The following is a 23,625-nucleotide window of genomic DNA, read 5'->3' on the forward strand; positions in this document are numbered from 1 at the left end:
ATTTGATATTACCGAAGAACGATGAACATTTTCTTTTTTTATTATATCACGTTGGGCAAGTGTTTCAAATACATTGTGAGTTTAACAGAAACCTTGTTATAGAGCAGCAGCTTCCTTCCTCTTTTTACTGTGATCCGAATTTGACAAATTTTTATACCCTTTACCAAATGGAAGAATAATGGCGACAAGGATTAGAAGCAAACCCGAAAGAGCTGTGCCGTAGAGAACTCCGGTTTCTTTTGCGATCCAGCCTCCGAACAGTATGCCAATCATTTGCGCTGAACTGCTCGTCAGCCCTAATAGGGAAGATCCCCTGCCTCTGAAATCAGGAGGAGTTACCTGAAGGAAAAGGGTACTTAACGGAACATTAATCAGGGCATTAAAACCTCCTATTAATGTGCACCAAATATAGATCGCTCCAATTCCTGTTTCTTCCCTTATCCAGTCAAGGGGAAGAATGAGTGCCATCCAAATGCCGATAACAGCCGTTCCTGAGATTAAAAGAGTATTTGCTTTTAATCGTTTCATAAGGTAAGGACCGAACCAGACAGCTCCGATGATCACCCCGATCGCCATGGAAGATTCAATCAGGCTAAAGTGAAACGCAGATACATGGAATGTAGTGGTCAATACAGCCACCAGGTTTGTATTCAGTATACCGACGACCAGTGTGATAGGAAGCAGCAGTAAGAGAAGAAAGCGCAGAGAAGGCATGCCGGTGACTCCTTTATGCCAGAGGTAATAAAAGATAAATAGGTCTTCTTGTCCTCAGGCGAATAGGCATGTACTTTTCCAATAGAAAAAAGTGTAAAGAGAAGAAGTGCAGAGCCGGCGAATGTAGCTGCATCAATTAAAAAAATGATGGAATACTGCTTACTCATTAACAGCAAAGCCCCTAACGACGGGCCGATGATATCCATTGCAGCTTTTGTAGATTGAGACAGTGAAATGGCTTCCGAGAGGTTGGATTCTCCGGCCAGGTCTGGAATGGAAGATGTACGTGCAGGATCAAAAAGAGCCGTTCCGATTCCGTGAAAAGCAGTCAAAATGATTAATGCTGGAACAGAATCATAGAAAAAAATCATGGCTATAACCATAGCCATCCGGTACAGATCGGCACTAACCATCAGCCACCTTCTGTTCCATTGATCAGCGAGGGGACCCAGAAAAATTCCAAAGACTGCAGTGGGAAGCAATTGGGCGAAAATGACAAGTCCGATTAATAGCGGATCTTTGGATAGCGTTGCCACAAGATAGGTAATCCCAATTCTTGTGATTCCATCTCCAAGTTGGGAAATGACTTGCCCAAGCCAAAATCGCAGGTAAAAAGAATTTTTTAATAGAGAAAACAAATACATCCCTCCACAATATACACAAGTTACCTATTATTTTACACTTTATGTAAATTACTGTAAAACACAAATAACCCCCGGAACGGTATGAGTTCTCGGGGGTTTTAAAATTAACGAACGCTTTTTTCAGTGTTTCTTTTTGTAATCATGTAAGCGATGATCAAAATCACAAACCAGACAGGTGTAATGAACAGGGCGATCCGTGTATCTGCCGCAAAACCAAGCACAACGATCACAAAAGCGAAGAATGCCAGTACGATCCAGTTAATCACCGGCGAAAGCGGCATTTTAAATGCACTCTTTTTCGCGTCCTCAGGCTTTAGTTTCCGGAAGCGGAGATGGGCGACCAGGATGATTCCCCATACCCAGATGAAGCAGATGGTCGCGATGCTTGTCACCAGCGTGAACACTTCCTCCGGCAATAAATAATTGAGCAAAACGCCAAACGAGAGGAAAAATGTTGAAACGATAAGAGCGGGTGCCGGCACTTGCTTTTTGTTTAGCAATCCAAGCTTTTTAGGTGCTTTTCCTTCATTCGCCAGTGTGTAAAGCATTCGTCCCGTACTGAACAGGCCACTGTTGCAAGACGACATTGCGGAAGTGAGGACGACGAAATTGATGATGCCCGATGCTGCCGGAATGCCGATCAACTTAAAGACCGACACGAACGGGCTTGTGTCTGGATCTATTTTATCCCATGGATAGACGGACATGAGGACGATCAGTGACCCGATATAAAAGAGAAGAATCCGTGCTGGGATGTTGTTGATGGCACTTGGCAAGGTTTTATCTGGATCCTGTGCTTCACCGGCTGTTACGCCGACAAGCTCCACTCCTGCGAATGCGAAGAGTGCCATTTGAAAGGCAAGAACAAAGCCCGATGAACCGTTTGGGAAAAATCCGCCATGATTTACGAGATTGGATAATGAAGCCTGAGTGCCATGGCTTTCATAGCCCATGACGATCAGCACGATTCCAATACCAATGAGCGCAATAATGGTAATGATTTTAATAAGAGCGAACCAGAATTCAATCTCCCCGAACGCTTTAACCGCCGACATATTAATGAGCAGCAAAACAAGTACAGCGGCCAGTGCCGTCAGCCATTGAGGAATACTCGGAAACCAGTATTTCACATACAATCCGACCGCTGTAATTTCGGCCATTCCTGTTACGATCCAGCAGAACCAGTACGTCCACCCCGTGATAAAACCTGCCCACGGCCCGATGAACGATTCGGCAAAGTGAGTGAACGAGCCGGATGTCGGGCTGTACATGAGCATTTCACCCAAGGCACGCATCATGAAAAACAGCATAACTCCAATAAGTGCGTAATTCAGCATGATGGACGGCCCCGCCAGGTGAATCGATTTTCCCGCGCCTAAAAAAAGACCGGTTCCAATCGCTCCGCCGATGGCGATCAGCTGGATATGGCGATTTTTCAACCCCCGCTGCAAATCCTCTTCTTTCTTCAACTCCTGCACCAACCTTTCCTGCGACATATATGGTAAGTTAACTTCTGCGAGTTATTTACTTATTTCCCTTTAGTATGACCAAATAAAACCAGTTGGTATCAGTTCTCTCTTCCTTCTATTAAATGATTGTTAAAAAAGCAGAGAAAGCGCTTAAACTCTCTAAAAGAGGGTATTAACACTGCGAACCATAGAACATAGCTAGATGCTGCATCAGGGGAGGGAAGCACCAAATGAAGAGAGCGTTCGGAAGCATTTCGTTAACCTGTCTGCTTGTAGTTGGCGGACTGGCTGGATGCGGGACCGCAGAAAAGACGTCGGGAAGCACAACGAATGAAACGAAAGCAAAAGACCAGCCGGTAAAGAAAGAAGAAGCAGCAAAGGAAAGGAAAGTTCCTGTTAAAAAACCGAAAGATGTGAAAGTAAAGGGAGTCTACATGTCAGGAGCATCCGCCGGAAATAATGAAAAGTTTAATGAACTGGTCAAGCTGGTGGATGATACAGAACTCAATGCACTCGTGGTAGATGTAAAAGAAGATGACGGGAAGATTACATATGATTCAAAGGTGCCTGCCATTAATCAAAACGGCTCAGATCAGCACCCGAAAATCAGCAATATCTCTCAGCGGATGAAAGTGCTGAAGAACCAAGACATATATACAATTGCCAGGATCGTTACCTTTAAGGATCCTTATATGGCTAAGAAAAAACCAGAGTATGCCATGAAGAAGAAAAGCGGTGGCTTGTATTACAACGATGGCATTCCCTGGGTTGATCCGTATAATGAAGAGTATTGGTCCTATGTGATCTCTATTGCGAAAGAAGCTGCAAAGCAAGGGTTTGATGAGATTCAGTTCGACTATGTCCGATTCCCCGACAACGGGGCGCAGGTGGATCGCGAAGTGAAGTTTGATAACCCGGCTAAAAAGTCTAAAGAGCAAAACATTCACGACTTCCTTCTTTATGCGAAAAAGGATCTGAAGCCTTACGGCGTCAAAGTATCAGCAGATGTGTTCGGTGTGTCCACAAGCCAAAAAGACGATTCGGGCATCGGCCAGCAGTGGGAGTCAGTTACTCCGACCGTCGATGTGATCAGCCCAATGACGTACCCGTCCCATTACGGACCAGGGGTGTACGGCATAAGTGTTCCGGATGCCAAGCCGTATGAACTGATCAAGAAAGCTCTCCAGTATGCTGTCGACCGGGACAAGGTGCTCGAAAAACAAAAGAAACCGGTCGCTGAAATCCGTCCGTGGTACCAGGATTTCACTGCCACCTGGGTGGACGGCCATATTGAATACGGGCCACAGCAGGTGAAGGATCAGATTCGGGCTGGGCAGGAGCTTGGTGTGGATGAGTACTTGCTCTGGAATCCGAAGAATAAGTATACAGAAGAGGCGTTTAAAAAGGTAAAGCAGTAGATGGAAAAAGCCCATGGATTTCGACCCATTCATTCGGATCATCTCCCGCGTGGGCCTGACGCACGATTTGCAGATCGGACCCACTTTACTCGTGGTCATCCTGGCAATGGCAAGTGTCGGCGCATTCTTTGGTTCACTTCTTGCCAACTATATCGGCACACGCTTTAAAACGGGTCCGACCATCTTCGGAGCCATGTTTGTCGCGTGCCCCTGGCACCTCTTCTCGTTCCTATGGCTAGCGGACGACTTTACATCACATCTCCTATTCTTATCATTTCATTCTTCTTGGGAGGTGTGGGTGTCGTCATCTCCAACGTTCATGTCATCAGCCTCCGCCAATCCATCAACCTGAGAATCTCCTTGGCAGAATGAATGCAAGCTATCGATTTGTCGTTTCAGGAGTTACCCCGATTGGAGCACTTCTGGGAGGGTACCTCGGAACATTCATTGGGTTGCGTCTCACCCTCGTTGTAGGCGCGATAGGTACCCTGACCGCTCTATTGTGGATTGTATTTTCACCGCTTCCAAAGCTTAATGAGCTGCCTGCTCAAGAGGATGATAGTGAATGTCCAGAGATTGTTGGCGCTGAGACTACGTCATAATTAGAAAAGCCCCTTGATCTCCCAGGGGGCTTATTTACTTAGTTATTTAAAGTTAGTATCATGAGACATTAATTTTTAGAGCTCTAAATGCTTCTGACATTTTATGAGCAAACGTTAAGGGAGATTCAACAGATTGAAAGTGAAGATAAAGGATACTCGGTTTTGTATACATCCAATGATTATGAAGTGCGCTTATCATGATTTTATTTTTAACAAGAATACTCGTGAACAAAGGTACCTCTTCTTCTAATAAAACCACTTCCCCCAGGTTAAGGGCGTTTCCTTGTTGATCCACAGATTCAAACATCAGACCAGCATGAAGTTCGCCGCGGCTCGGACGTCCTTGAATGGTAACATGCAGATTGCGCTGGAACTCTACCGAGCATACCCCATGTTCAACCTTGGGAGTTCCATTCAATATTTGGGCGTATTGCTGACACAACTGGCCAAAAGAGGGCATGAGAGACCTTCCTTTTTTCCATTAAAATATGAAGGAACCGTTAACTGGGTGCATGAATCAAAAGGGAATAAAGAAGTTATATACCAAACGTTTTCCCGCCGTTCACGGATAGTGATTGTCCGGTGATGAACTTGGCTTCATGGGATGCCAAGAATACAACCGCGTTTCCGATATCAAGGGGTTCTCCCATGCGGCCGGGGGGCACGCCTTTTTGGTAATTACTTGGATCGATCCCTTCATGCCGCTCCACTGGTATAAAGCCGGGGTTCAGAAGGTTCACCGTGATTCCAAAACGTCCGAGTTCATTCGCCCAAGATCGGGTCATCCCAAGCTGAGCGGATTTCGCAGTTACATAGTTTGCAAAGTTTGCGTTCCCTAATTGGATGACTTCACTTCCAATGTTAATGATTCGGCCTTCTCCTTTTTCTTTCATCCCCGGCAAGACCGCCTTCGTTAATAACAGAGGAGCTTTCACAAAAAAGTTCAGCTGATCCAAATAGTCATCCCATGTGCTTTCTTCAAGTGAGAGCTCTGGCTGCGGGCCGGTAGCGTTGTTTACCAGAATATCAATTGTCTCGCCCGTTATCTCTTCGCTTTCTTTAACTAGGCGATTTACGGATTCTTCATTTGTTACGTCGCCTTGAACAGCAAATGCTTTTCCTCCGCTGGATTGAATGAAGTCGACGGTTTGGAGGGCAGTCTCCCGGCTGTGTGCATAATTGACGATAACGGTTGCTCCTGATTGTGCCAAGGCTGCGCTGATATGTCTGCCAAGGCCTTTTGTTCCTCCGGTTACGAGTGCAATTTTGCTATGTAAGTTATTGATTAGAATCACTCCCTTATTGAACACCTATTTTATGCATGCAAAATAATAGATTGTAAATAGTATATCAATCTTTAAATCTTAGAATGGCATTAAAGATATCAGTCACAGGTACCCTTGTACACACATACATTATAGGCAGTAAAGCAACTGCCAAGGGACTTAACCGGAGTGATGGATGCCATGTACAGACTTGCTGAGGTAAATAGGGAAATTGACAGCCGCAGTTCCTGCCTTCTTGAGCTGCAGGAACAGGATGGATCATGGAGGTGTTGCTTCGAAAATGCTTTAATGACTGACGCTTACATGATTATTTTATTGCGGACTCTGGGATGGAAAGACGAAAAACTGATTCAGCGGCTCGTTCAACGATTGTTGTCCAAGCAGGAAACGAATGGAGTGTGGAAAGCCTATCCTGATGAGGAAAAGGGGAATTTGACGGCGACAGCAGAAGCGTATACCGCTCTCCTCTTTTCAGGGCACGTGCCAAATGAGACAAACCGTCTAAGGCAAGCCGTCAGTTTTATTAGAAATCAGGGCGGTTTAAAAAAAGTAAGTTTGATGACAAAAGTCTTTTTTGCGTTTAACGGCCTATACCCCTGGCCGAAACATACAGCTGATCCTGCAAGGATTTTTCGAATAATGGAGAAAGTTAACTTAAACTTTTATGATATCAGCAGCTATGCCAGGGCACATTTTGCCCCCGTTTTGTTAGGTATGTCACAAAAGTTCCAATTACGAAGCGGCAGCACGCCGTGTCTGAAACATTTGTTTACAAAAATGGAAGATGGCTTATGGGATGAGACACAGGTCACTCGTAGGAAGGCTTCGTATTCTTATCAAACTGCCTTTCTGGAAAACTATATTTTAAAGCGTATTGAAGCTGACGGTACATTGCTTAACTATGCAAGTACCAGCTTTCTTATGGTGTATGGGCTTATCTCAATCGGCTATAAGAAGGATTCACCTATGATAAAACAAGCCGTTCATGGCCTTATTTCCTTGTTGTGCTATAACGGTCAGACCTTTCATATCCAAAATTCTCCCTCCACTATATGGGACACCTCTCTGATAAACTATGCTTTATTGTCTTCTGGGGTTGCCTCTACACATCCCAGTCTGAAAAAAAGCCTTCAGTTCCTCCTGAAGAATCAGCATTCAAGCTATGGTGATTGGAAGTATCATAATCCGGATGCATCTCCAGGCGGATGGGGTTTCAGTGAAGGCAATACCCGCCATCCTGATGTAGATGACACACAGGCTGCCCTTCGAACAATAAACCGATACCAAAGAATAAACAAGAACCTGAATCATGCCTATAAAAGAGGAAGAGACTGGCTGTTATCCATGCAGAATAAGGATGGAGGGTGGGGGGCTTTTGAGAAGGACGCCAATAAAAAATGGCTGCGGATTTTGCCTGTTGAAAACGCGGGAGATGCCCTTACGGATCCTTCCACTGCTGATCTCACAGGACGTACCCTCGAATTTTTTTGTAACTATGACGGTTTGCTGCTGCCGTCTCCTCGGATTAAAGCAGCCGTGCAATGGTTAAAAAGAAATCAGGAAAATGACGGTTCCTGGTACGGCCGCTGGGGAATTAGTTACATTTACGGAACCTGGGCAAGTGTGACAGGATTGATGGCAGCGGGCATCTGTGAGCAAGACCGCACCATTCAAAAGGCAATAGGATGGCTGTCAGAAATTCAGCATTCCGACGGTGGCTGGGGAGAATCATGCAGAAGTGATATCGAAAAGAAATATATTTCCCTTTCATACAGCACCATAACCCAGACAGCCTGGGCACTTGATGCCTTGATCACTGCTTGTCCCACACCGAACAGAACCATAAAAAGAGGCATTGATTATCTATTAAACCGTGGAAATTATAATGTTCAAAGCCTGACCTACCCAACAGGCGCTGGGTTGCCAGGAAGCTTTTATATCTATTACCATAGCTATAATCATGTCTGGCCACTTCTTGCTCTATGCCATTACAGGGAAAAATACAGGGAGGAGCCATGACGGCTTCTCCCTCTTTATTATTTCCACTCAAGAATTCCATTAAGATCAGAATATATGGTATCAGGAGCAAGGTTCAATTCCTCAATGGGCAGCTCGTTTCGGTTGATCCATGCCGTACGAAATCCAAAGTTTTTTGCTCCGGAAATGTCCCAGCCGTTGGAAGACATGAATAATACTTCTTCTCTTTTGACATTCAATGTTTTTAGCGCATGATCATACGAAGCGGGTGTGGGTTTAAACTGTTTCACTTCATCCACACTGATGATGGCGTCAAAGAGAGGGGAGAGCCCGGACTGTTGGATTAAGGGATCAAGCATATCATGGGAACCATTCGAGAAGACGGCCAATGTTTTATCTTTTAGCTGCACAAGTACACGTTCTACTTCAGGATAATGAGTTAATTGCAAATAAGCTTCAATCAATGCCTTTTCTTTTTCCTCGCCCCATTCTTCTTCACTGGCTTTAATGGCATATTTTAAGGCATCGTTTGTAATCGTTAAGAACGTCTCATAATTGCCCATAAGCTGGCGTAAATTGGAATACTCAATTTGTTTCGTTCTCCAGATTTGACTGATTTTCTCTCCTTTTCCAGGATAGAATTCCTCGCATTTTTCCTTCACAGAATGGACATCAAATAATGTTCCATACACATCAAAAACAAAAGCTTTGATTTCCGTGCTCATCTTTTATCTGCCTCCATAAGTAAATACTCTCTTCTCTATGTTCCTCTCTTCACGTATTTTCAATCACAAATGTAAATAAAAAAAGTCCTTTTAAATAATATCCAATGGCATTTTCTTTGTAGGTTTAGAAAATACTTGATTAAGTTTATTGAGATCTTCTTCAGTAATCTCAATCATTGCCGCTTCGGCATTTGCTATAACATGTTCTTTTTGAACCGCTTTTGGAATCGCTATGACGTTGCTTGAACGGATGGTCCAGGCAAGAGCGATTTGTAATGGTTGGACATTGCATTATAAGAAGTAAAGCTTTTATTTGTAACTAAAGGGGTTTATGAAGTATTGAAACTTAAATGACTTTCTTTTCAATGAGATAAAAATAGATATCACTGCACACTCAAAAGGTGTTGTGCACTTTTTTATTGAATAATTTAACGATAGTAATGAATGTCTAAAATATTTTTTCATGTCGATTTAGTAATTCCTCGTTCGTTGTAATAGTATAGGCAGAGTTCAAAAGTTTTTTATAACCTAGTGATCTAACCAAAGTAAATAAATAGTGGGAGGAATTTATATCCGATTCATGATGATTGTTAAGGCCACAAAGGATTAGAGGCAGGTGTATTGCCTAGTAAAGAACTTATGGATGCCATGATGAAATATAACGAGGAATTGGTGAAAGCAGGTGTTCTGTTAGCCGCTGAAGGGCTTCATCCAAGCTCAAACGGAATTCGAATCTCGTACCCCGAACCTGGCAGGAACCAAAAGTAATAGATTGACCATTTACAGAATCAAAGTAGATGATTGCTGGTTTTACTCTCATAGAGGTTAAATCTAGAGAAGAAGCAATAGAATGGGCGATACGAATGCCAGATCCACATGGATTTTACCCGCAATGCACCCGAGCTGGAACTGCTTCTGAAGCGGGCCTCTGAATGTATGGAGGAATAACTCGCAAAAACCGATGAAAAAAGTCTAGAAAAACAATTAGTGATGTGTCCATTTTACTGTATGCCGATCGTCGACTTAAAACAAACAGCAAAATGTAAGCCAATATCAATGATATAAAGGAGATGTTAAAATGATATATCTATGTTTAGGTTACTTCAATCAAGAAAAAATGGATGGCCGTCCCAAGGCGGAGATTGAGGCTGTCATGAGCGAATGTGAGCCCCACCTCAAGGAATTCTACAAAAGCGGTCAAGTGATGATGGATGCTGGGCTCGACTTAGAAACCAAATGCTTGCGCCGGGAGAACGGGAAGGTAATGGTTACGGACGGTCCTTTTGTAGAGACCAAAGAGCTGATCGGCAGTGCGTTCCTCATTGAAGCAAAGGACATGGAGGATGCGATTCGGATAGCCTTACTACATCCGACCACGCAAGTCAGAGCTGGTGAGCAGTTTGGTTGGGGCATTGAGATCCGGCCTATCCATTATTTCGAACAGAGGGAACAGAACGTCTAGTTATACGGGCTCTCATGCTGCCAGGAGTAAGAAAAGCAAAATAAAACAACTATAAAGAGGCATTATAATGCCTTTTTATAGTTTGTACGGGCTTTGTTCTGGCTCATAAAAGCTATATAGCCTTATTCACTTGGATCCACTTCGTCCCAAGACATCGTTGTTACTTCTGTATAATTGCCGCTTTCAATTTCTTCCTGTGTAGCCTCTTGGTTTAATTCTTCTGCATCATTCATGCCTGGAGCGACCGATGGCTTTTGTTCGTGGTCTTTCTTCATGGTTCATACCCCTTTTCATAGTTAGTTTGTCTATCATGCATAATCAAAGTTTTCCCAGTGGTAGGGAATTAATGCGCTTTTTCTCAACTAAACCCCAGCGGCGGCTGCTATGCCTAACTGTATGCAAGAACCATACAGGCTAAGTAGAATTTCTGAAGCTTCTGGAGCGAGACAGACCGGGTTATACTGCAACTTGGGCCAGACGACCATGCAGAGAAGGACCAAAGCATAAGTAACGGAATGGTCACAAAGGGTGATCTGGCGATAGTGGATAGTAACACAAGAGCGAAAACATGGACGCTATTCTTGTTTCTATCATAATTGGCTACTCTTTACTATTAAATGTACGTTTGTCCTCTATCATTCAACCATACATAGAATTATGAAATTAATATAATATAGAAGATTTAAAAAAAAGGTGGTAAAATTATGAAAAAAAGTCATCATTTTCATAAAGACGAAAGTTCCAGTTCCTCTAGCTCCTCTAGTTCCTCTAGCTCCTCGAATAGGAGAGTTAAAAAGAAGGGTGTTAAAATTATAAAAAAATGCCATATTCATAAAGATGAAAGTTCCAGTTCCTCTAGCTCCTCCAGCTCTTCTAAGTGCAAAAAAGAGAGTTCCTCCAGCTCCTCGAAGTGTAAAAAGGAATGCAGAAAGTGTAAAGAAGTCCTTGGATTTGCTTCGTTCAGTGCTCCTACTTTTGAGGGTACGACTTTTAATCCCGGAGAACTGATCCCGTTAAACAATGAAGTAATTGCAGAATGTATTGACATTTCTCCTCTTGGCGGACTCGTGATCAAAAAATCTGGAACCTACGGAATCACGTTTAATGTGAATTTAGCAGGCAGTGGACAAATTACGCCAGCAGTTTTTGAAATCTATGCTAACGCTCGATTAATCGCGTCCGTTACCGTTTACCCTTTCGCTACTTTGGCTAAAGTGGCGAAAATCGTTTGTTTAGAGAAAAACGAAGTTCTCCAAGTGAAAGCAGCTACCACGATTACACTCTATGACGCTAACTTAACTGCGGCGAGGTTGGATTCTCATAAAGATGAAAGCTCCAGCTCCAGTTCATTTAAGTGCAAACACGAGAGTTCCTCTAGCTCCTCTACGTGTAAAAAGGAATGCAGAAAGTGTCATGAAGTCCTTGGATATGCTTCGTTCAGTGCTAATAATGGAAGATTATTTGACCCCGATGAATTTATACCGTTAAACAATGAAGTGATTGCAGAGTGTACTGACATTTCTCCAATTGGCGGACTCGCGATCAAAAAATCTGGCACCTATGGAATCACGTTTAATGCGAATTTACAGAGCGGTACAAATGCAACTTTCGAAATCTTCGCTAACGCTCGATTGATCGCTTCTGTTACCGTTCTCCCTAACACCACTTTGGCTAAAGTGGGTAAAATCGTTTGTTTAGAGGAAAACGAAGTTCTCCAAGTGAAAAATGCAACTGCTACACAAATTAATCTCTTTGACGCTAACTTAACTGCGGCAAAACTGGACGACTAGTATAGACACAACCGTAATGAAGTAAACAAGGACATTAAAAAAAACTAAGCAGTTTTTATAAGACGATCTCTGTATTCAACAGAGGTCATTTTTTTTATAATCCATCGGCACGCAACTCTAACTTTTCGGAAAATAATTCAGAGAATAGAAACCTTGTTTGATATTATAAAACCCTTTAGATAGAAAGGGGGTTTATATAGCTCAAATCTGCTTTAATACTATTTATCAATTTTTAAGGCTCTTTTCTAAAAGATTGTTGCTTTAGGCACATTTTTTAAAGAATCTTCATTGACAAGTTGATTGGAGTGCAAGGTGCGAGACTCCTCGAAAATAAATTTCACATTTTCTTCGTGCGATATAACGCTGCCGAAGCCTTCCTTGCCCTGCGGGACTAGCGGGACAGGTGAGACCCACAGGCGCCATGCGCCGAGAAAGTAGGCGCTGGCGCCGGTAAGGCTCACCGCACGCCCCGCTGAAAGCGAGCAGCCTGAAATGGAAATCAACCACTCCTAAGAGCAACAAAGGTTACGAAAACAGCCATTTTTAAAAAAGGAGAGATCATATGTCAGCAAAATTCCAAGGTGTTATTCCACCGATTCCAACCATATTACATAAAGATGGACGACTAGATGAAAAGGGTATGGGAAATCTGATTGATTTCTTAATTGAATCAAAAGTAGATGGACTGTTCTTTTAAGGGACAGGTGGTGAATTCAGCCAGATGACGGCTGAATTAAGAAAAGCTGTAGCTGAATTTGCCATTCAGTATGTTAACGGCCGAGTCCCCTTCTAATTGGAACAGGTACTCCAAGCACACTAGAAACCATCTCATTTAGTATGCATGCAAAAGAGGCTGGAGCAGACGGTATTGTTGTCATTAACCCTTATTATTTGCAACTTACAGAAGAATCTTTTTCAACATTATGCCGATATTGCTGAAGCGATTGATTTACCCATTCTGCTCTACAATTTCCCTGGATTAACAGGACAAGATTTATCACCAGAATTTGTACTTAAGCTTGTGAAATCGCATCCAAATATCGTGGGCATTAAAGAAACGGTTGAATCAGTGGGACATACCAGGGAAATGATCTTAACGGTGAAGTCCTTTAAAGAAGATTTTGCGGTTCTCTCTGGATACGATGATCACTTATTAAATACATTATCTGTTGTCGGGGACGGTGCCATCCCGCTAACGGCCAATTTTATCCCTGAGCTTACTGTTGGCCTCTATCAATCTTTTAAGGAAGGAAACTACGGGAAAGCGATTGAATTACACAAAAAGTTAGCGCCATTTCCCCTTTTATATAAACTCGATTCTCCTTTTGTGAATGTAGCTAAAGAAGCCATACGGATGCGTGGAATTGAGATCTCTACCGATGTATTGGCACCTTCACGTCCTTTAAGTGCTGAAAAGAAGGAACAAATACAGCGATGTATGGATACAGTATTGAATCAAGCCATACCTTTGTCAAACTAAACCATTGTAATTGTCGTAGTTTATAATAATTATGTAATTAGGCAAGGAAAAAAATAGCAATTGATGGACGAGTCAAACAAATGCTTGTTTCCGCCTGCCAAAATCTTTTTTTACTACCGTTAGGAATGTTCAAATCAACCTGAATTTAGTCAGCTAGTCCTCTTTTTAAAGGGGGCTCGGGCTTTTTTAATATTCTCTAAAATTAACACAAGCAAAATGGTTCCCCTTTTTCAATATAAGTTGTAGTATACAGAGAAAGGATATTTCCGACTAGTTTTATGGGATTAAGGGGTGATTTGATGGGATTAGCTTCTTCTAATACGTCACAAAATAAAGAAAGAAAGCCGACTGGTGAAGGGAAAAGCACGGGGGCGGTTCAGGCTTACTGGGTTGTGTTTGCAGGCTTGTTAACAGTTATATTGAGCTATGCAAGCATCCAGGCTGGAGGTTTAAAGCAAGGAATGCTCTTGTGGCTCGGCCTTTTGCTTGGATTTACACTCTTTCACGCAAGGTTTGGTTTTACATCTGCCTTTAGACGGTTTATGGCAGTCGGGAACGGTGAAGCTATTCGTGCCCATATGCTCATGCTGGCAGTTGCCAGTACGTTGTTTGCGATTATATTTGCGGCTGACGTTACCCTATTTGGCGGAAGTCCGGTTGGAAATGTCTCTCCGGTCGGGGTAAGCTTAATTGTGGGTGCTTTTCTTTTCGGCATCGGAATGCAGCTCGGCAACGGTTGTGCATCTGGCACATTGTATGCTGTAGGCGGCGGCCGTTCTGAAATGTTTCTCACATTAATTGCATTTATAGTCGGCTCTGTTTTTGGAGCATGGCACTTCGAGTTTTGGATGAATCTCCCTGCATTTAAGCCTTTTTCCCTGGCGACAAGTACAGGTCTTGGCTGGTTTGGTGGCTGGGTGATCCAAATGATTATACTGGGGGGTATCACTTGGCTGACATTTAAAGTTGAAAAGAAACGACGTCCCCCAAAAATGGCTCCTATTCCAGGTGCAAAAGGCTGGGCCCGTGTCATCCGCGGCTCATGGCCAATATTAACTGCGGCTGTCCTCCTGGCAGTTCTTAATGCCGCAACTTTACTTGTTAAAGGAAGTCCGTGGGGTATTACTTCCGCTTTTGCCTTATGGGGATCCAAAGCCGCACAGGCAATGGGAGTCGACGTTACCCAATGGGGTTACTGGGCAGGTGAAAAAGCAGCGCCTCTCCATCAATCTGTTTTCATGGATGGAACCAGTGTAATGGACTTTGGCCTTATTGTTGGGGCACTGGCTGCTTCTACGCTTGGAGGTGTATTCCTTCTAAAGAAAGTGCCTCTTCGTACAGCCGCCGCGGCGATCATCGGCGGACTGCTCATGGGGTATGGAGCACGCCTTGCTTTTGGATGTAATATTGGAGCGTATTTCAGTGGGATCGCATCCTTTAGCCTGCATGGCTATGTATGGGCGGTTATGGCGATGCTTGGAACCTTTTTTGCTTTGTATATCCGTCCGTTATTCGGATTATCCGTCCCGAAATCAACAGATAAATTCTGTTCTTAATAAGAAAAACGAAGCCGCAAGTTAGCGGCTTCGTTTTATTTTTTTTTGGTGGCTGGTGTTTTCAAGGAACAAGTACAATCCTTTACTTAACTTTTACGATTACACCCTTTTCGCTTAATGTTTGAAAACTGTAATGTGGCTGTCAACTAGATTCATAGGGGGGATTTGTTCATGTGGAAACAGCCATTTACCAAATTAAGATGGACTATTATAGCTGCATCCATGTCATTATCTGTACTTTCCATACCTTGGGCAGTAGACGCCGTAAATGCATTCGCTGATGATAAAGCGCATAAGCAAAAGAATGTGAATGTTCAATTGCTTGGTATTAATGATTTTCATGGACAGCTTGATACGTATGATAAAAAACTCAACGCCGGGGGTGCGGAATATCTTGCAGCCTATCTTAAGAAAAGGGAAGCTGCAAATCCAAAAAACACGCTTATGGTTCATGCTGGCGATGAGGTTGGTGCCAGTTCTCCAGTGTCGGCTTTGCTTGAGGACGAACCGACTATTGAGTTTCTAAATCATACGGGCTTTGATGTAGGAACTGTTGGGAACCATGAGTTTGATGAGGGAGTAGGCGAGATGCTCCGTCTTATAAACGGAGGCAGCAACCCTAAAACGGTGGACAAATATGGCAAGTTTGAAGGTGCAAACTTTCCGTATGTAGCAGCCAATGTTATTGATAAGAAAACAAATAAGCCATTGCTCCCCCCATACGTCATTAAAAAAGTAGGTGGAGTTCCTATTGGCTTTATTGGTATTGCGTTATCCGATACACCTAGCGTCGTCATGCCAGGCGGAACAGATGGCGTCAGATTTACTGATGAGACGAAAGCGATCAATAAATATGCAGGAAAATTAAAGGCTAAAGGAATTAAATCCATTGTCGTATTAGCACATAATCCGGCTACATCTAATGAGGATGGTTCAAAGGCTTCTGGAGAATTAGTAGACATTGCAAAAGGAGCAGATGATGAAGTAGACGTGCTTTTTGGCGGCCATAATCATGCGTTAACCAATACCACGGTTGACCATAAATTACTTGTGGAGTCTTACTCCTACGGAACTGCGTTTTCTGATGTTCATCTGGTGATTAACCCCGTAACCAAAGATATTTTTAAGAAGAAAGCAGAAATTGTGATTACCCATCGTGACAAAATCAAACCGGATGCAAAAACCAAAAAGATGGTGGATAACTATACGGCTGATGTCGCTCCAATTCTAAGTCAAAAGATTGGAAAAGCCTCTTCTCCAATCAGTAAACAACAAAATGCGAACGGAGAATCTCCATTAGGAAACATGATTGCAGATGCCATGAGAGCCCAAACGCATACAGAATTTGCATTTATGAATCCAGGTGGAATACGGGCGGACATTGATGCGGGCGAAATTTTGTGGAAGGAAATATTTACAGCCCAGCCATTTGGCAACGATCTTGTAAAAATGGAGTTAACAGGGGATCAAGTGAAACAGTTGTTGAATCAGCAATGGGCGGATCCGGAAAAAACAAATATCCTTCAGATTTCGGGTCTAAACGTAAAGTATGTTGATTCTCGTCGAGAAGGTGACCGCATCGTTGAAGCCACCCTTCCTGATGGTACTGCGATTGTTCCATCGAAAACTTATACTGCAACCGTCAACAGCTTTATGGCAAGCGGCGGGGATGGATTTACCGCTTTAAAGGATGGAAAAAACAAAATGGTTGATATTCCCGACCTGGATGCGTTGATCAACTATATCAAATCTAAAGGGGAAGTTTACCCTGCAATTGAGGGCCGCATCACAAAATTAAGTAAATAGGAACGACTTAAAGGAGTGCTGCATGTACTCCTTTTTTAGGCTAAATGAAATTCTTATATACAATGCTGTGTGACCCGATTGTGACCATTGTAACTTTTTTCATATGCGTAACCATGCAAAGCGAAACATAAATAAAAACCCTTGGATTACCAAGGGTTTGGATAATTTATATATGGTGGAGACTAGCGGGATCGAACCGCTGACCTTTTGGCTGCCAGCCAAACGCTCTCCCAGCTGAGCTAAGCCCCCACGATGGTTGTTGCTGACAAGAAAAATTATATAACAGAAGCAGAAAGAAAAGCAAGCCTCTTTATTAAAAATTCTTTCAATGAGGGATGAGCCTTAACAGGGCTCATCTTTTCAAGTTCCATTAATTTACCAACTTATTGGCATACTTTCTCAAAAAGATGGAAAGCTAACATGGTAAATCAAGGAATAAAGGAGGACGTACGTATGCAACAGCAGCAACCGAATCAGGGACAGAACCAGCAGCCAATGTATCAACAGCCGCCGAATGTGATCACAGGGAAAGACTTTAACTACTTAACCGACATGCTTTCATGGAATTTGCTTGGATTTAAGAAGGCGCATTTTGCAGCGAGCCAGTGTCAGGACCAGCAGGTGAGTGCGGCGCTTGAGAAGGCGTGCCACATGCACGAAAAGCATTATCAGCAGATCTTGCAGAAACTTCAATCCGGCGGAAGCCAGAATATGAATCAATAGGGGGAACGGAAGATGAATAACAATCAGAACAAAATTCAAAATCCAGAGTCTCAGGTGCCGAAAACGCCTCAGATGAATGACCGGGATTTCCTGAATGACATTCTTTCCTATGAAAAGTACATGACCGCTTCGTATTCAACAGCCATGAATGAAGCGAGCCATGACGCGCTCTATCAGGAGATTCATTCGATTTTTGATGAGACGAAGAACATGCAGCGTGAACTCTATGAGCTTATGTTCCAAAAAGGCTGGTATGCGCTGACGCCGGAACAGCCGCAGAAGCTGCAGCAGGCTGCCCAGCAGTTTACCGGGTACATGTCCCAGTTTCCTCATAACCCACCCACGCAATAAAGACAAAGTTATTAAAAGCTGTGGAGCTCCTTCCACAGCTTTTTTCCTTTATAAGGATTTATTACCACTCTTTTGTGAATAAAGTTAACTGGTATAGACAACTAGAACTATATGGCAGAAAACCTTCCTGGGCCTATTGCTTTGTTTTCGCCTGAGTCGAAAGGAAACGACAAATTCCTCCAGAAAGAAGTATCGTTCATAAAACTAAAGGAGGATAACATGCAATGAAGAAAAGACTAGCGTTTTTATATGCGATGGCCTGTATGCTCGTCGTTGCTTCGTTCCTTGGAGCGGTTCCAAAGCAGACAGCTGCAGCAAGCCATCCTGATCAAAAAGATTTGATCATCTCCAGCAACATTCCACAGGCGTTAAAGGAGGTTAATGGTGGTCAAATCCAGCTTCATGCTCTTCATGTGTATAAAGTGGACGGCCATTTCACGGAGACGGAAGCTTTAAGATGGTGGTCGGCAAATCCGCGGGTTGCCACAGTAGACCCCAAAGGACTTGTAACACTTAAAGGCCACAGCGGCGAAACTCGCATTTTTGTGACGGACGGACGAAAGATCGACCATACACAAATCTCCGTGAAAGACCATAAAGGAACAAAGACAGCTGTAATCCAAAAGCAAAAAGGGAAAAAGTACAATGTGATTCCGGCAGCCATCAAACAGATGAGTATGGAAGAAAAGGTAGGTCAGATGCTAATGCCGGACTTCCGAACGTTTAATGGCAAGAACGTAACAGAGGTCACACCAGAGATTAAAGCCCTCGTGAAGAAATATCATCTAGGCGGCATCATCTTGTTCCGTGAAAATGTTGTAACGACAGAACAGACAACCAAACTTGTGGCCAATTATCAGGAAGCTTCAGAAAAGAACGGATTGCTTATTTCGATTGACCAAGAGGGTGGTATTGTTACCCGCCTTCAAAGCGGAACAGATTTTCCAGGAAACATGGCACTTGGTGCAACAAGATCTCCTGAGTTAGCTGAAAAGGTAGGGAAAGCGATTGGTGAAGAACTAAACGCGCTTGGGATCAACTTTAATCTTGCACCTTCGCTTGATGTAAACAACAATCAGGACAACCCTGTTATTGGAACTCGTTCCTTTGGAGAAGATCCTCAGCTCGTTACAGATTTAGGAACTGCTTACATCAAAGGCTTGCAGTCCACAAACACCGCGGGTGCAGCAAAACATTTCCCGGGCCATGGGGACACAGCAGTTGATTCCCATATCGGCCTTCCGGAAGTACCCTATGACTTGGAGCGCTTGAAAAAAGTAGAGCTGTTTCCTTTCCAAAAAGCGATGGATGCTGGGGTGGACGCAATCATGACTGCTCATGTGACGTTCCCAAAAATCGATCCATCTACCGCTATTTCCAAGAAAGACGGCAGCACGATTGCCATCCCAGCCACACTTTCCCATAAAGTGCTGACAGAACTGATGAGAGAGGACATGGGCTATAAAGGTGTCATTACAACCGACGCGATGAACATGCAGGCGATCTCTGACAACTTTGGACCTGTAGACTCTGCCATCCGTGCGGTAAACGCTGGAACGGATATCGTACTCATGCCTGTCGGTCTTGAGGCCGTAGCGAATGGTTTATATGATGCGGTCCATAAAGGTGAAATTACACAGGAACGCTTGAACCAGTCTGTTGAACGGCTTCTTACATTGAAAGTGAAACGCAGCATCTTTAAAGCTGAAAAATCTGCAGATGTAAACAAGCTCATTGAAAATGCTCAACAAGTCGTCGGTTCCCCTGCACATAAACAGATCGAAAAGGAAACAGCAGAAAAGTCGATTACACTCGTTAAAAACCAAAATACTCTTCCATTGAGTACGGATCCGGGTGCACCAGTTGTCGTGATCGGCAACACGTATGTAGAAGATTTGGCTGCTCAAGTGAAACGGCTGTATCCAAACAGTGTCATGATTAAAGCCGCTGGCCCATTAACGAATGATCAGCTTCAAACGGTAAAATCAGCAAAAGCTGTCATCGTTGGAACGTACACATCTTCTGTAGCAGGACGAGCCCCTGACAGTGCCCAAATGAAAATGGTGAATCAAGTGAACAGTGAAAGTGACAAACCAGTCATTGCGGTCGGGATCCGAAATCCATATGACATTATGGCGTTTCCTGATGTAGATGCATATCTCGCACAATACAGCTTCCGAACAGCAAGCTTTGCAGCAGTGGCGGATACTATTTTCGGCAAGAATAATCCGTCGGGAAAGCTGCCAGTAACCATCTATAACAGCAACAAAGAAACATTGTATCCATACGGGCACGGACTATCTTATTAAGGGGTGAAATAAGATGAAAAAGTGGTTGAGTGCAGGGATGTTATTTGTTTTGGTGATCACCTTGCTGTCGTCGGCGATGGCAGAGGATGACAATCATCATAAAAATTCACCGCGAAATTTTAAAACGGGTGCAGAAGTGCTGCTTCAAGACCAACAAGACCTTTTAAAAGGGAAGCGTGTCGGGCTCATCACGAACCCAACAGGAGTTGACGGTAAGCTGAACAGTATCGTCGACGCGATGCACAACAACCCGAACTTTGAACTGAAAGCCTTATACGGTCCGGAACATGGAGTTCGGGGAAGCGAGCAGGCAGGGTCGTATGTTGATTTTTACATTGATAAGAAAACACAGCTTCCGGTTTACAGCCTTTACGGGAAAACGAAAAAACCAACCCCGGAGATGCTGAAGGGCATTGATGTTCTCGTTTTTGACATCCAGGATGTGGGTACCCGTTTTTACACGTACATCTATACGATGGCGTACGCGATGGAAGCGGCGAAGGAAAACAACATCGAGTTTGTCGTGCTTGACCGTCCGAATCCGCTCGGCGGGGAAGCAGTGGAAGGGCCGGTGCTTGAGCCGAAGTATGCAACGTTTGTCGGCTTATATCCGATTCCTCTTCGCCACGGGATGACGGTCGGTGAACTCGCGATGCTTTTTAACAAGGAGTTCAATATCAATGCGGATCTGAAGGTTGTTAAAATGAAAGGCTGGCACCGCTGGAAGACGTATTACGAAACACCGCTTCAGTGGGTGATGCCTTCGCCTAACATGCCAACTGTGGACACCGCGTTCGTCTATCCTGGAGCAGGATTGATTGAAGGAACAAATGTGTCAGAAGGAAGAGGAACGACGAGGCCGTTTGAAACGATCGGAGCCCCGTTCATTGACGGAGATGTGCTCGCACAAAAATTGAACGAACTGAAGCTTCCGGGAGTGATGTTCCGTTCAAATTCCTTCACCCCAACGTTCTCAAAATTTGCAAATGTGCTGTCGAACGGTGTTCAGATTCATGTGACCGATTATGGTTCCTATAATTCTGTGGATACAGGGCTTGCGGTTGTGAAAACGATACATGATCTGTATCCTAATGATTTTCAGTTCAGAGCAGAAAACAGCCAGGGAATTTCATATTTTGATAACCTGATCGGAAACGGCTGGGTACGGGAAGAAATCGAAAAGGGAACATCTTTAAAAGAGATCAGACAGAAGTGGATGCCTGAGCTTGACCAGTTCAAAAAGATCAGAAAGCACTACCTTCTCTATAAATAAGGTGATAAGAACTATTTTCTGAATTAACAAAATAGTTCGACTGGTATAGACGACTAGTTATAAGCATGGTACCCTGTGCATAGAGATAATAAGGATGGTGAGTGGAGATGAAACCATTACTATTAACAGGAGGTACCATTTATACAGAAAATGGTGAGCTGGAAAATGGATACCTCATAATTAAAGACCAGCAAATAGCAGAGGTGGGCAAAGGAGCTGATGCATTAAATCTTGAAGATTATGATGTTCTTGAGCTGCCCGGCAAGTCATCTGTTGTTCCCGGAATGATTGATCTGCACATTCATGGTGCTGCTGGCGCAGATGTGATGGACGGGACAGAGGAAGCCCTAAAAACGATGGCAGTTACCCTTCCACAAGAAGGAACGACGGGCTTTCTTGCAACGACGATGACGCAAGGCGAAAAGGAAATTGAAAGCGCACTGCAAAACGTCAGAGAGTACATGGGGAAAAACAATTCTCCCGGGGAGGCGGAGATCATCGGCCTTCATTTAGAAGGGCCGTTTATTTCCCCGAAGCGTGCAGGAGCCCAGCCTTTGGACCATATTAAAAATCCGGACGTCCAGCTGTTTCAGAAATGGCAGGAGCTTTCTGGCAACTCGATTAAACTCGTAACTTTGGCACCCGAAGAACCGGGTGGATACGAGCTGTCTTCCTATTTAAAAGAAACTGGAGTTGTCGCATCGATCGGCCATTCTGACGCGGTGTATGAGGAGGTTGTGAAGAGCATTGATTCAGGTGTTACGCATGCGACTCATCTGTATAACGGAATGAGGGGTCTTCACCACCGTGAACCCGGAGTGGCAGGAGCGATTCTGCTGCATGATGAGATCACAACAGAAATCATCGTCGACGGCATTCATTCCCGGCCTGAGATGGTGAAGTTCGCCTACCGCAACAAAGGCAGCGAGCGGGTCGTACTCATTACCGATTCCATGCGGGCAAAGTGTATGGGCAATGGTTCATATACACTTGGCGGGCAGGACGTAACGGTCGATGGAAACGAAGCGACGCTGGCAGACGGTACGCTTGCCGGCAGTATCTTAAAGATGAAGGACGCGGCCCGAAACATGAGGGAGTTTACCGGGTGTTCCACGGAGGACATCATTCAGATGACCGCCATTAACCAGGCGAAAGAGCTTGGAGTTTATGAACGCAAGGGAAGTTTGACAGCAGGCAAGGATGCCGATGTTGTCGTGCTTAACGAGGAAAAAGACGTTATCTTCACCTTCTGCCGTGGAAAACTTTCTTATCAGCGGAGGGAGGACGTATAACATGAAAATCATTGAAGTTGCGGATTACGAGGAAATGAGCAGGGTTAGTGCCCAAATTATGTTGGAAAAAGTCAAGAGCCAGGAACATGTCACACTGGGACTTGCGACAGGCGGCACACCGCTTGGCACGTACAAGGAGCTCGTTAGGGATCATGAGGAAAACGGAACGCGGTATGACCATGTGCACACGTACAATCTCGATGAATATGTGGGACTTTCGTCAAGCGATCCGGAAAGCTATCTTTCCTACATGTGTGAGCACCTTTTTAACCGGGTGAGCATTCCGCTTGATCAAACGAACATTCCAAACGGATCGGCTGAGGAACTCCTTCAAGAATGCTTGCGCTATGACTCACTGATTGAGAGCATCGGTGGCGTCGACCTGCAGCTGCTCGGTATCGGGCAGAACGGGCACATCGGGTTTAATGAACCGGGAACGCCTTTTTCATCAAAAACACATGTGGTGGACTTAACGCCATCGACGCTTGAGGCAAACGCGGAGTATTTTACAGATCTCTCCAAACAGCCAACACGAGCACTCACGATGGGCATCTCCACCATTTTGCAAAGCAAGGAAATCCTTCTTCTCGCCTCGGGAGAAAAGAAACAGGACGCGCTGTTCCATCTGTTGCGCGGAGAAATTACAGAAACCGTACCGGCATCGGCCTTGAACATGCATGGAAATGTAACCATTATTGCAGATTCACAGGCATTAAAACTGGTGAACTCGTTAGGGAAGTGATACAGA

Annotated in this window: 23 protein-coding genes, 1 tRNA gene and 3 pseudogenes; 17 read left to right on the top strand and 10 right to left on the bottom strand. The window is 44.1% G+C overall.

Annotated features, from left to right (window positions below; all coding sequences use genetic code 11):
• Positions 1-96 precede the first annotated feature (96 nt).
• From AR335_RS06855 to AR335_RS06865, 3 genes are all read right to left on the bottom strand, one after another.
• Entirely contained in the window at positions 97-714 is a 618-nt protein-coding gene (locus tag AR335_RS06855; protein ID WP_062233522.1) for an MFS transporter, read from the bottom strand.
• Complete coding sequence (locus AR335_RS06860) at positions 651-1,352, bottom strand: MFS transporter (RefSeq protein WP_062233525.1); 702 nt, start codon at positions 1,350-1,352, stop codon at positions 651-653. Before AR335_RS06860 ends, AR335_RS06855 begins: the two co-directional genes overlap by 64 nt.
• Before the next feature lie 110 nt (positions 1,353-1,462).
• Positions 1,463-2,854 carry an amino acid permease gene (locus AR335_RS06865; RefSeq protein WP_062233528.1) on the bottom strand — a complete coding sequence of 464 codons (1,392 nt, stop codon included), beginning with the start codon at positions 2,852-2,854 and terminating at the stop codon, positions 1,463-1,465.
• Positions 2,855-3,057: 203 nt separating this feature from the next.
• Here AR335_RS06865 and AR335_RS06870 point away from each other — a divergent pair, with 203 nt between their 5' ends.
• Genes AR335_RS06870 through AR335_RS23770 form a run of 3 tightly spaced genes read left to right on the top strand, consistent with a single transcriptional unit; the run spans position 3,058 to position 4,847 of the window.
• Positions 3,058-4,245, top strand: coding sequence for a putative glycoside hydrolase (locus AR335_RS06870; protein WP_234293221.1), 1,188 nt, complete (start codon positions 3,058-3,060; stop codon positions 4,243-4,245).
• A gap of 49 nt (positions 4,246-4,294) precedes the next feature.
• Positions 4,295-4,597, top strand: coding sequence for a hypothetical protein (locus AR335_RS23765; protein WP_156418885.1), 303 nt, complete (start codon positions 4,295-4,297; stop codon positions 4,595-4,597).
• Positions 4,598-4,613: 16 nt separating this feature from the next.
• The gene (locus AR335_RS23770) at positions 4,614-4,847 is read left to right on the top strand and encodes a hypothetical protein (RefSeq protein ID WP_156418886.1); all 234 of its coding nucleotides are present in this window, start codon (positions 4,614-4,616) and stop codon (positions 4,845-4,847) included.
• Between the two features lie 58 nt (positions 4,848-4,905).
• Here the strand turns inward: AR335_RS23770 and AR335_RS06875 are convergent, their stop codons facing one another.
• Both AR335_RS06875 and AR335_RS06880 read right to left on the bottom strand, forming a co-directional pair.
• Positions 4,906-5,307 (bottom strand): DUF1259 domain-containing protein, encoded by a 402-nt coding sequence (locus tag AR335_RS06875; RefSeq protein WP_053357437.1) that lies wholly within the window; start codon positions 5,305-5,307, stop codon positions 4,906-4,908.
• 76 nt (positions 5,308-5,383) lie between these two features.
• Positions 5,384-6,142: an SDR family NAD(P)-dependent oxidoreductase gene (locus tag AR335_RS06880; protein WP_062233531.1), complete on the bottom strand. Its 759-nt coding sequence runs from the start codon at positions 6,140-6,142 to the stop codon at positions 5,384-5,386.
• Between the two features lie 171 nt (positions 6,143-6,313).
• Between AR335_RS06880 and AR335_RS06885 the strand changes: the two genes are divergently transcribed.
• On the top strand, positions 6,314-8,152 hold the full coding sequence (locus AR335_RS06885) for a terpene cyclase/mutase family protein (RefSeq protein WP_062233534.1): 1,839 nt from the start codon (positions 6,314-6,316) through the stop codon (positions 8,150-8,152).
• A 17-nt stretch (positions 8,153-8,169) separates the two neighbouring features.
• On the opposite strand, the gene AR335_RS06890 is transcribed toward AR335_RS06885, so the two are convergent.
• Both AR335_RS06890 and AR335_RS24860 read right to left on the bottom strand, forming a co-directional pair.
• Positions 8,170-8,835: a haloacid dehalogenase type II gene (locus AR335_RS06890; protein ID WP_062233537.1), complete on the bottom strand. Its 666-nt coding sequence runs from the start codon at positions 8,833-8,835 to the stop codon at positions 8,170-8,172.
• 90 nt (positions 8,836-8,925) lie between these two features.
• Positions 8,926-9,123: pseudogene (locus AR335_RS24860) on the bottom strand (aldo/keto reductase); the annotation flags it as partial.
• Between the two features lie 283 nt (positions 9,124-9,406).
• Between AR335_RS24860 and AR335_RS06895 the strand changes: the two are divergent.
• A pseudogene (locus AR335_RS06895) lies at positions 9,407-9,767 on the top strand (YciI family protein).
• Between the two features lie 146 nt (positions 9,768-9,913).
• A complete protein-coding gene (locus AR335_RS06900; RefSeq protein ID WP_062233540.1) occupies positions 9,914-10,297 on the top strand; it encodes a YciI family protein in 384 nt (127 codons plus the stop codon).
• A gap of 122 nt (positions 10,298-10,419) precedes the next feature.
• Here AR335_RS06900 and AR335_RS24670 read toward each other — a convergent pair whose 3' ends face one another.
• Positions 10,420-10,572, bottom strand: coding sequence for a hypothetical protein (locus tag AR335_RS24670; RefSeq protein ID WP_199805065.1), 153 nt, complete (start codon positions 10,570-10,572; stop codon positions 10,420-10,422).
• Between the two features lie 429 nt (positions 10,573-11,001).
• Between AR335_RS24670 and AR335_RS06905 the strand changes: the two genes are divergently transcribed.
• Positions 11,002-12,087 (top strand): hypothetical protein, encoded by a 1,086-nt coding sequence (locus AR335_RS06905; RefSeq protein ID WP_062233543.1) that lies wholly within the window; start codon positions 11,002-11,004, stop codon positions 12,085-12,087.
• A 245-nt stretch (positions 12,088-12,332) separates the two neighbouring features.
• On the opposite strand, the gene AR335_RS06910 is transcribed toward AR335_RS06905, so the two are convergent.
• Positions 12,333-12,590 (bottom strand): hypothetical protein, encoded by a 258-nt coding sequence (locus AR335_RS06910; protein ID WP_062233545.1) that lies wholly within the window; start codon positions 12,588-12,590, stop codon positions 12,333-12,335.
• A 59-nt stretch (positions 12,591-12,649) separates the two neighbouring features.
• On the opposite strand from AR335_RS06910, the gene AR335_RS25355 reads away from it, so the two are divergent.
• From AR335_RS25355 to AR335_RS06925, 4 genes and pseudogenes are all read left to right on the top strand, one after another.
• Positions 12,650-12,784 carry a dihydrodipicolinate synthase family protein gene (locus tag AR335_RS25355; protein ID WP_304438382.1) on the top strand — a complete coding sequence of 45 codons (135 nt, stop codon included), beginning with the start codon at positions 12,650-12,652 and terminating at the stop codon, positions 12,782-12,784.
• A 140-nt stretch (positions 12,785-12,924) separates the two neighbouring features.
• Positions 12,925-13,567: pseudogene (locus AR335_RS06915) on the top strand (dihydrodipicolinate synthase family protein).
• 299 nt (positions 13,568-13,866) lie between these two features.
• Complete coding sequence (locus tag AR335_RS06920) at positions 13,867-15,123, top strand: YeeE/YedE family protein (RefSeq protein ID WP_062233548.1); 1,257 nt, start codon at positions 13,867-13,869, stop codon at positions 15,121-15,123.
• Between the two features lie 171 nt (positions 15,124-15,294).
• Positions 15,295-16,929, top strand: coding sequence for a bifunctional metallophosphatase/5'-nucleotidase (locus tag AR335_RS06925; protein ID WP_062233551.1), 1,635 nt, complete (start codon positions 15,295-15,297; stop codon positions 16,927-16,929).
• Between the two features lie 173 nt (positions 16,930-17,102).
• Here AR335_RS06925 and AR335_RS06930 read toward each other — a convergent pair.
• Positions 17,103-17,178 (bottom strand) — tRNA-Ala (locus AR335_RS06930).
• A gap of 204 nt (positions 17,179-17,382) precedes the next feature.
• On the opposite strand from AR335_RS06930, the gene AR335_RS06935 reads away from it, so the two are divergent.
• From AR335_RS06935 to nagB, 6 genes are all read left to right on the top strand, one after another.
• Positions 17,383-17,652, top strand: coding sequence for a hypothetical protein (locus tag AR335_RS06935; protein ID WP_062233554.1), 270 nt, complete (start codon positions 17,383-17,385; stop codon positions 17,650-17,652).
• A gap of 12 nt (positions 17,653-17,664) precedes the next feature.
• A complete protein-coding gene (locus AR335_RS06940) occupies positions 17,665-18,003 on the top strand; it encodes a spore coat protein (protein WP_053357454.1) in 339 nt (112 codons plus the stop codon).
• Between the two features lie 224 nt (positions 18,004-18,227).
• Entirely contained in the window at positions 18,228-20,312 is a 2,085-nt protein-coding gene (locus AR335_RS06945) for a glycoside hydrolase family 3 N-terminal domain-containing protein (protein ID WP_062233557.1), read from the top strand.
• 13 nt (positions 20,313-20,325) lie between these two features.
• Positions 20,326-21,585, top strand: coding sequence for an exo-beta-N-acetylmuramidase NamZ family protein (locus tag AR335_RS06950; protein WP_062233560.1), 1,260 nt, complete (start codon positions 20,326-20,328; stop codon positions 21,583-21,585).
• 107 nt (positions 21,586-21,692) lie between these two features.
• Positions 21,693-22,877, top strand: coding sequence for an N-acetylglucosamine-6-phosphate deacetylase (gene nagA, locus AR335_RS06955; protein ID WP_062233564.1), 1,185 nt, complete (start codon positions 21,693-21,695; stop codon positions 22,875-22,877).
• Position 22,878: 1 nt separating this feature from the next.
• Positions 22,879-23,619, top strand: a complete 741-nt coding sequence (nagB, locus tag AR335_RS06960; RefSeq protein ID WP_062233567.1) for a glucosamine-6-phosphate deaminase — start codon at positions 22,879-22,881, stop codon at positions 23,617-23,619.
• The last annotated feature ends 6 nt before the right edge of the window (positions 23,620-23,625 follow it).

Source organism: Fictibacillus sp. FJAT-27399 (genome assembly GCF_001510655.1).
GTDB classification, from domain to species: Bacteria; Bacillota; Bacilli; order Bacillales; family Fictibacillaceae; genus Fictibacillus_C; species Fictibacillus_C marinisediminis.

Bases quoted from the DNA above. Each gene is read 5' to 3' on its own strand.
- AR335_RS06855 (WP_062233522.1), bottom strand. From the start codon at position 714: ATGCCTTCTCTGCGCTTTCTTCTCTTACTGCTGCTTCCTATCACACTG.
- AR335_RS06865 (WP_062233528.1), bottom strand. From the start codon at position 2,854: ATGTCGCAGGAAAGGTTGGTGCAGGAGTTGAAGAAAGAAGAGGATTTG.
- AR335_RS06870 (WP_234293221.1), top strand. From the start codon at position 3,058: ATGAAGAGAGCGTTCGGAAGCATTTCGTTAACCTGTCTGCTTGTAGTT.
- AR335_RS23770 (WP_156418886.1), top strand. From the start codon at position 4,614: ATGAATGCAAGCTATCGATTTGTCGTTTCAGGAGTTACCCCGATTGGA.
- AR335_RS06875 (WP_053357437.1), bottom strand. From the start codon at position 5,307: ATGCCCTCTTTTGGCCAGTTGTGTCAGCAATACGCCCAAATATTGAAT.
- AR335_RS06885 (WP_062233534.1), top strand. From the start codon at position 6,314: ATGTACAGACTTGCTGAGGTAAATAGGGAAATTGACAGCCGCAGTTCC.
- AR335_RS06890 (WP_062233537.1), bottom strand. From the start codon at position 8,835: ATGAGCACGGAAATCAAAGCTTTTGTTTTTGATGTGTATGGAACATTA.
- AR335_RS06900 (WP_062233540.1), top strand. From the start codon at position 9,914: ATGATATATCTATGTTTAGGTTACTTCAATCAAGAAAAAATGGATGGC.
- AR335_RS24670 (WP_199805065.1), bottom strand. From the start codon at position 10,572: ATGAAGAAAGACCACGAACAAAAGCCATCGGTCGCTCCAGGCATGAAT.
- AR335_RS06905 (WP_062233543.1), top strand. From the start codon at position 11,002: ATGAAAAAAAGTCATCATTTTCATAAAGACGAAAGTTCCAGTTCCTCT.
- AR335_RS25355 (WP_304438382.1), top strand. From the start codon at position 12,650: ATGTCAGCAAAATTCCAAGGTGTTATTCCACCGATTCCAACCATATTA.
- AR335_RS06920 (WP_062233548.1), top strand. From the start codon at position 13,867: ATGGGATTAGCTTCTTCTAATACGTCACAAAATAAAGAAAGAAAGCCG.
- AR335_RS06925 (WP_062233551.1), top strand. From the start codon at position 15,295: ATGTGGAAACAGCCATTTACCAAATTAAGATGGACTATTATAGCTGCA.
- AR335_RS06935 (WP_062233554.1), top strand. From the start codon at position 17,383: ATGCAACAGCAGCAACCGAATCAGGGACAGAACCAGCAGCCAATGTAT.
- AR335_RS06940 (WP_053357454.1), top strand. From the start codon at position 17,665: ATGAATAACAATCAGAACAAAATTCAAAATCCAGAGTCTCAGGTGCCG.
- AR335_RS06945 (WP_062233557.1), top strand. From the start codon at position 18,228: ATGAAGAAAAGACTAGCGTTTTTATATGCGATGGCCTGTATGCTCGTC.
- AR335_RS06950 (WP_062233560.1), top strand. From the start codon at position 20,326: ATGAAAAAGTGGTTGAGTGCAGGGATGTTATTTGTTTTGGTGATCACC.
- nagA (WP_062233564.1), top strand. From the start codon at position 21,693: ATGAAACCATTACTATTAACAGGAGGTACCATTTATACAGAAAATGGT.
- nagB (WP_062233567.1), top strand. From the start codon at position 22,879: ATGAAAATCATTGAAGTTGCGGATTACGAGGAAATGAGCAGGGTTAGT.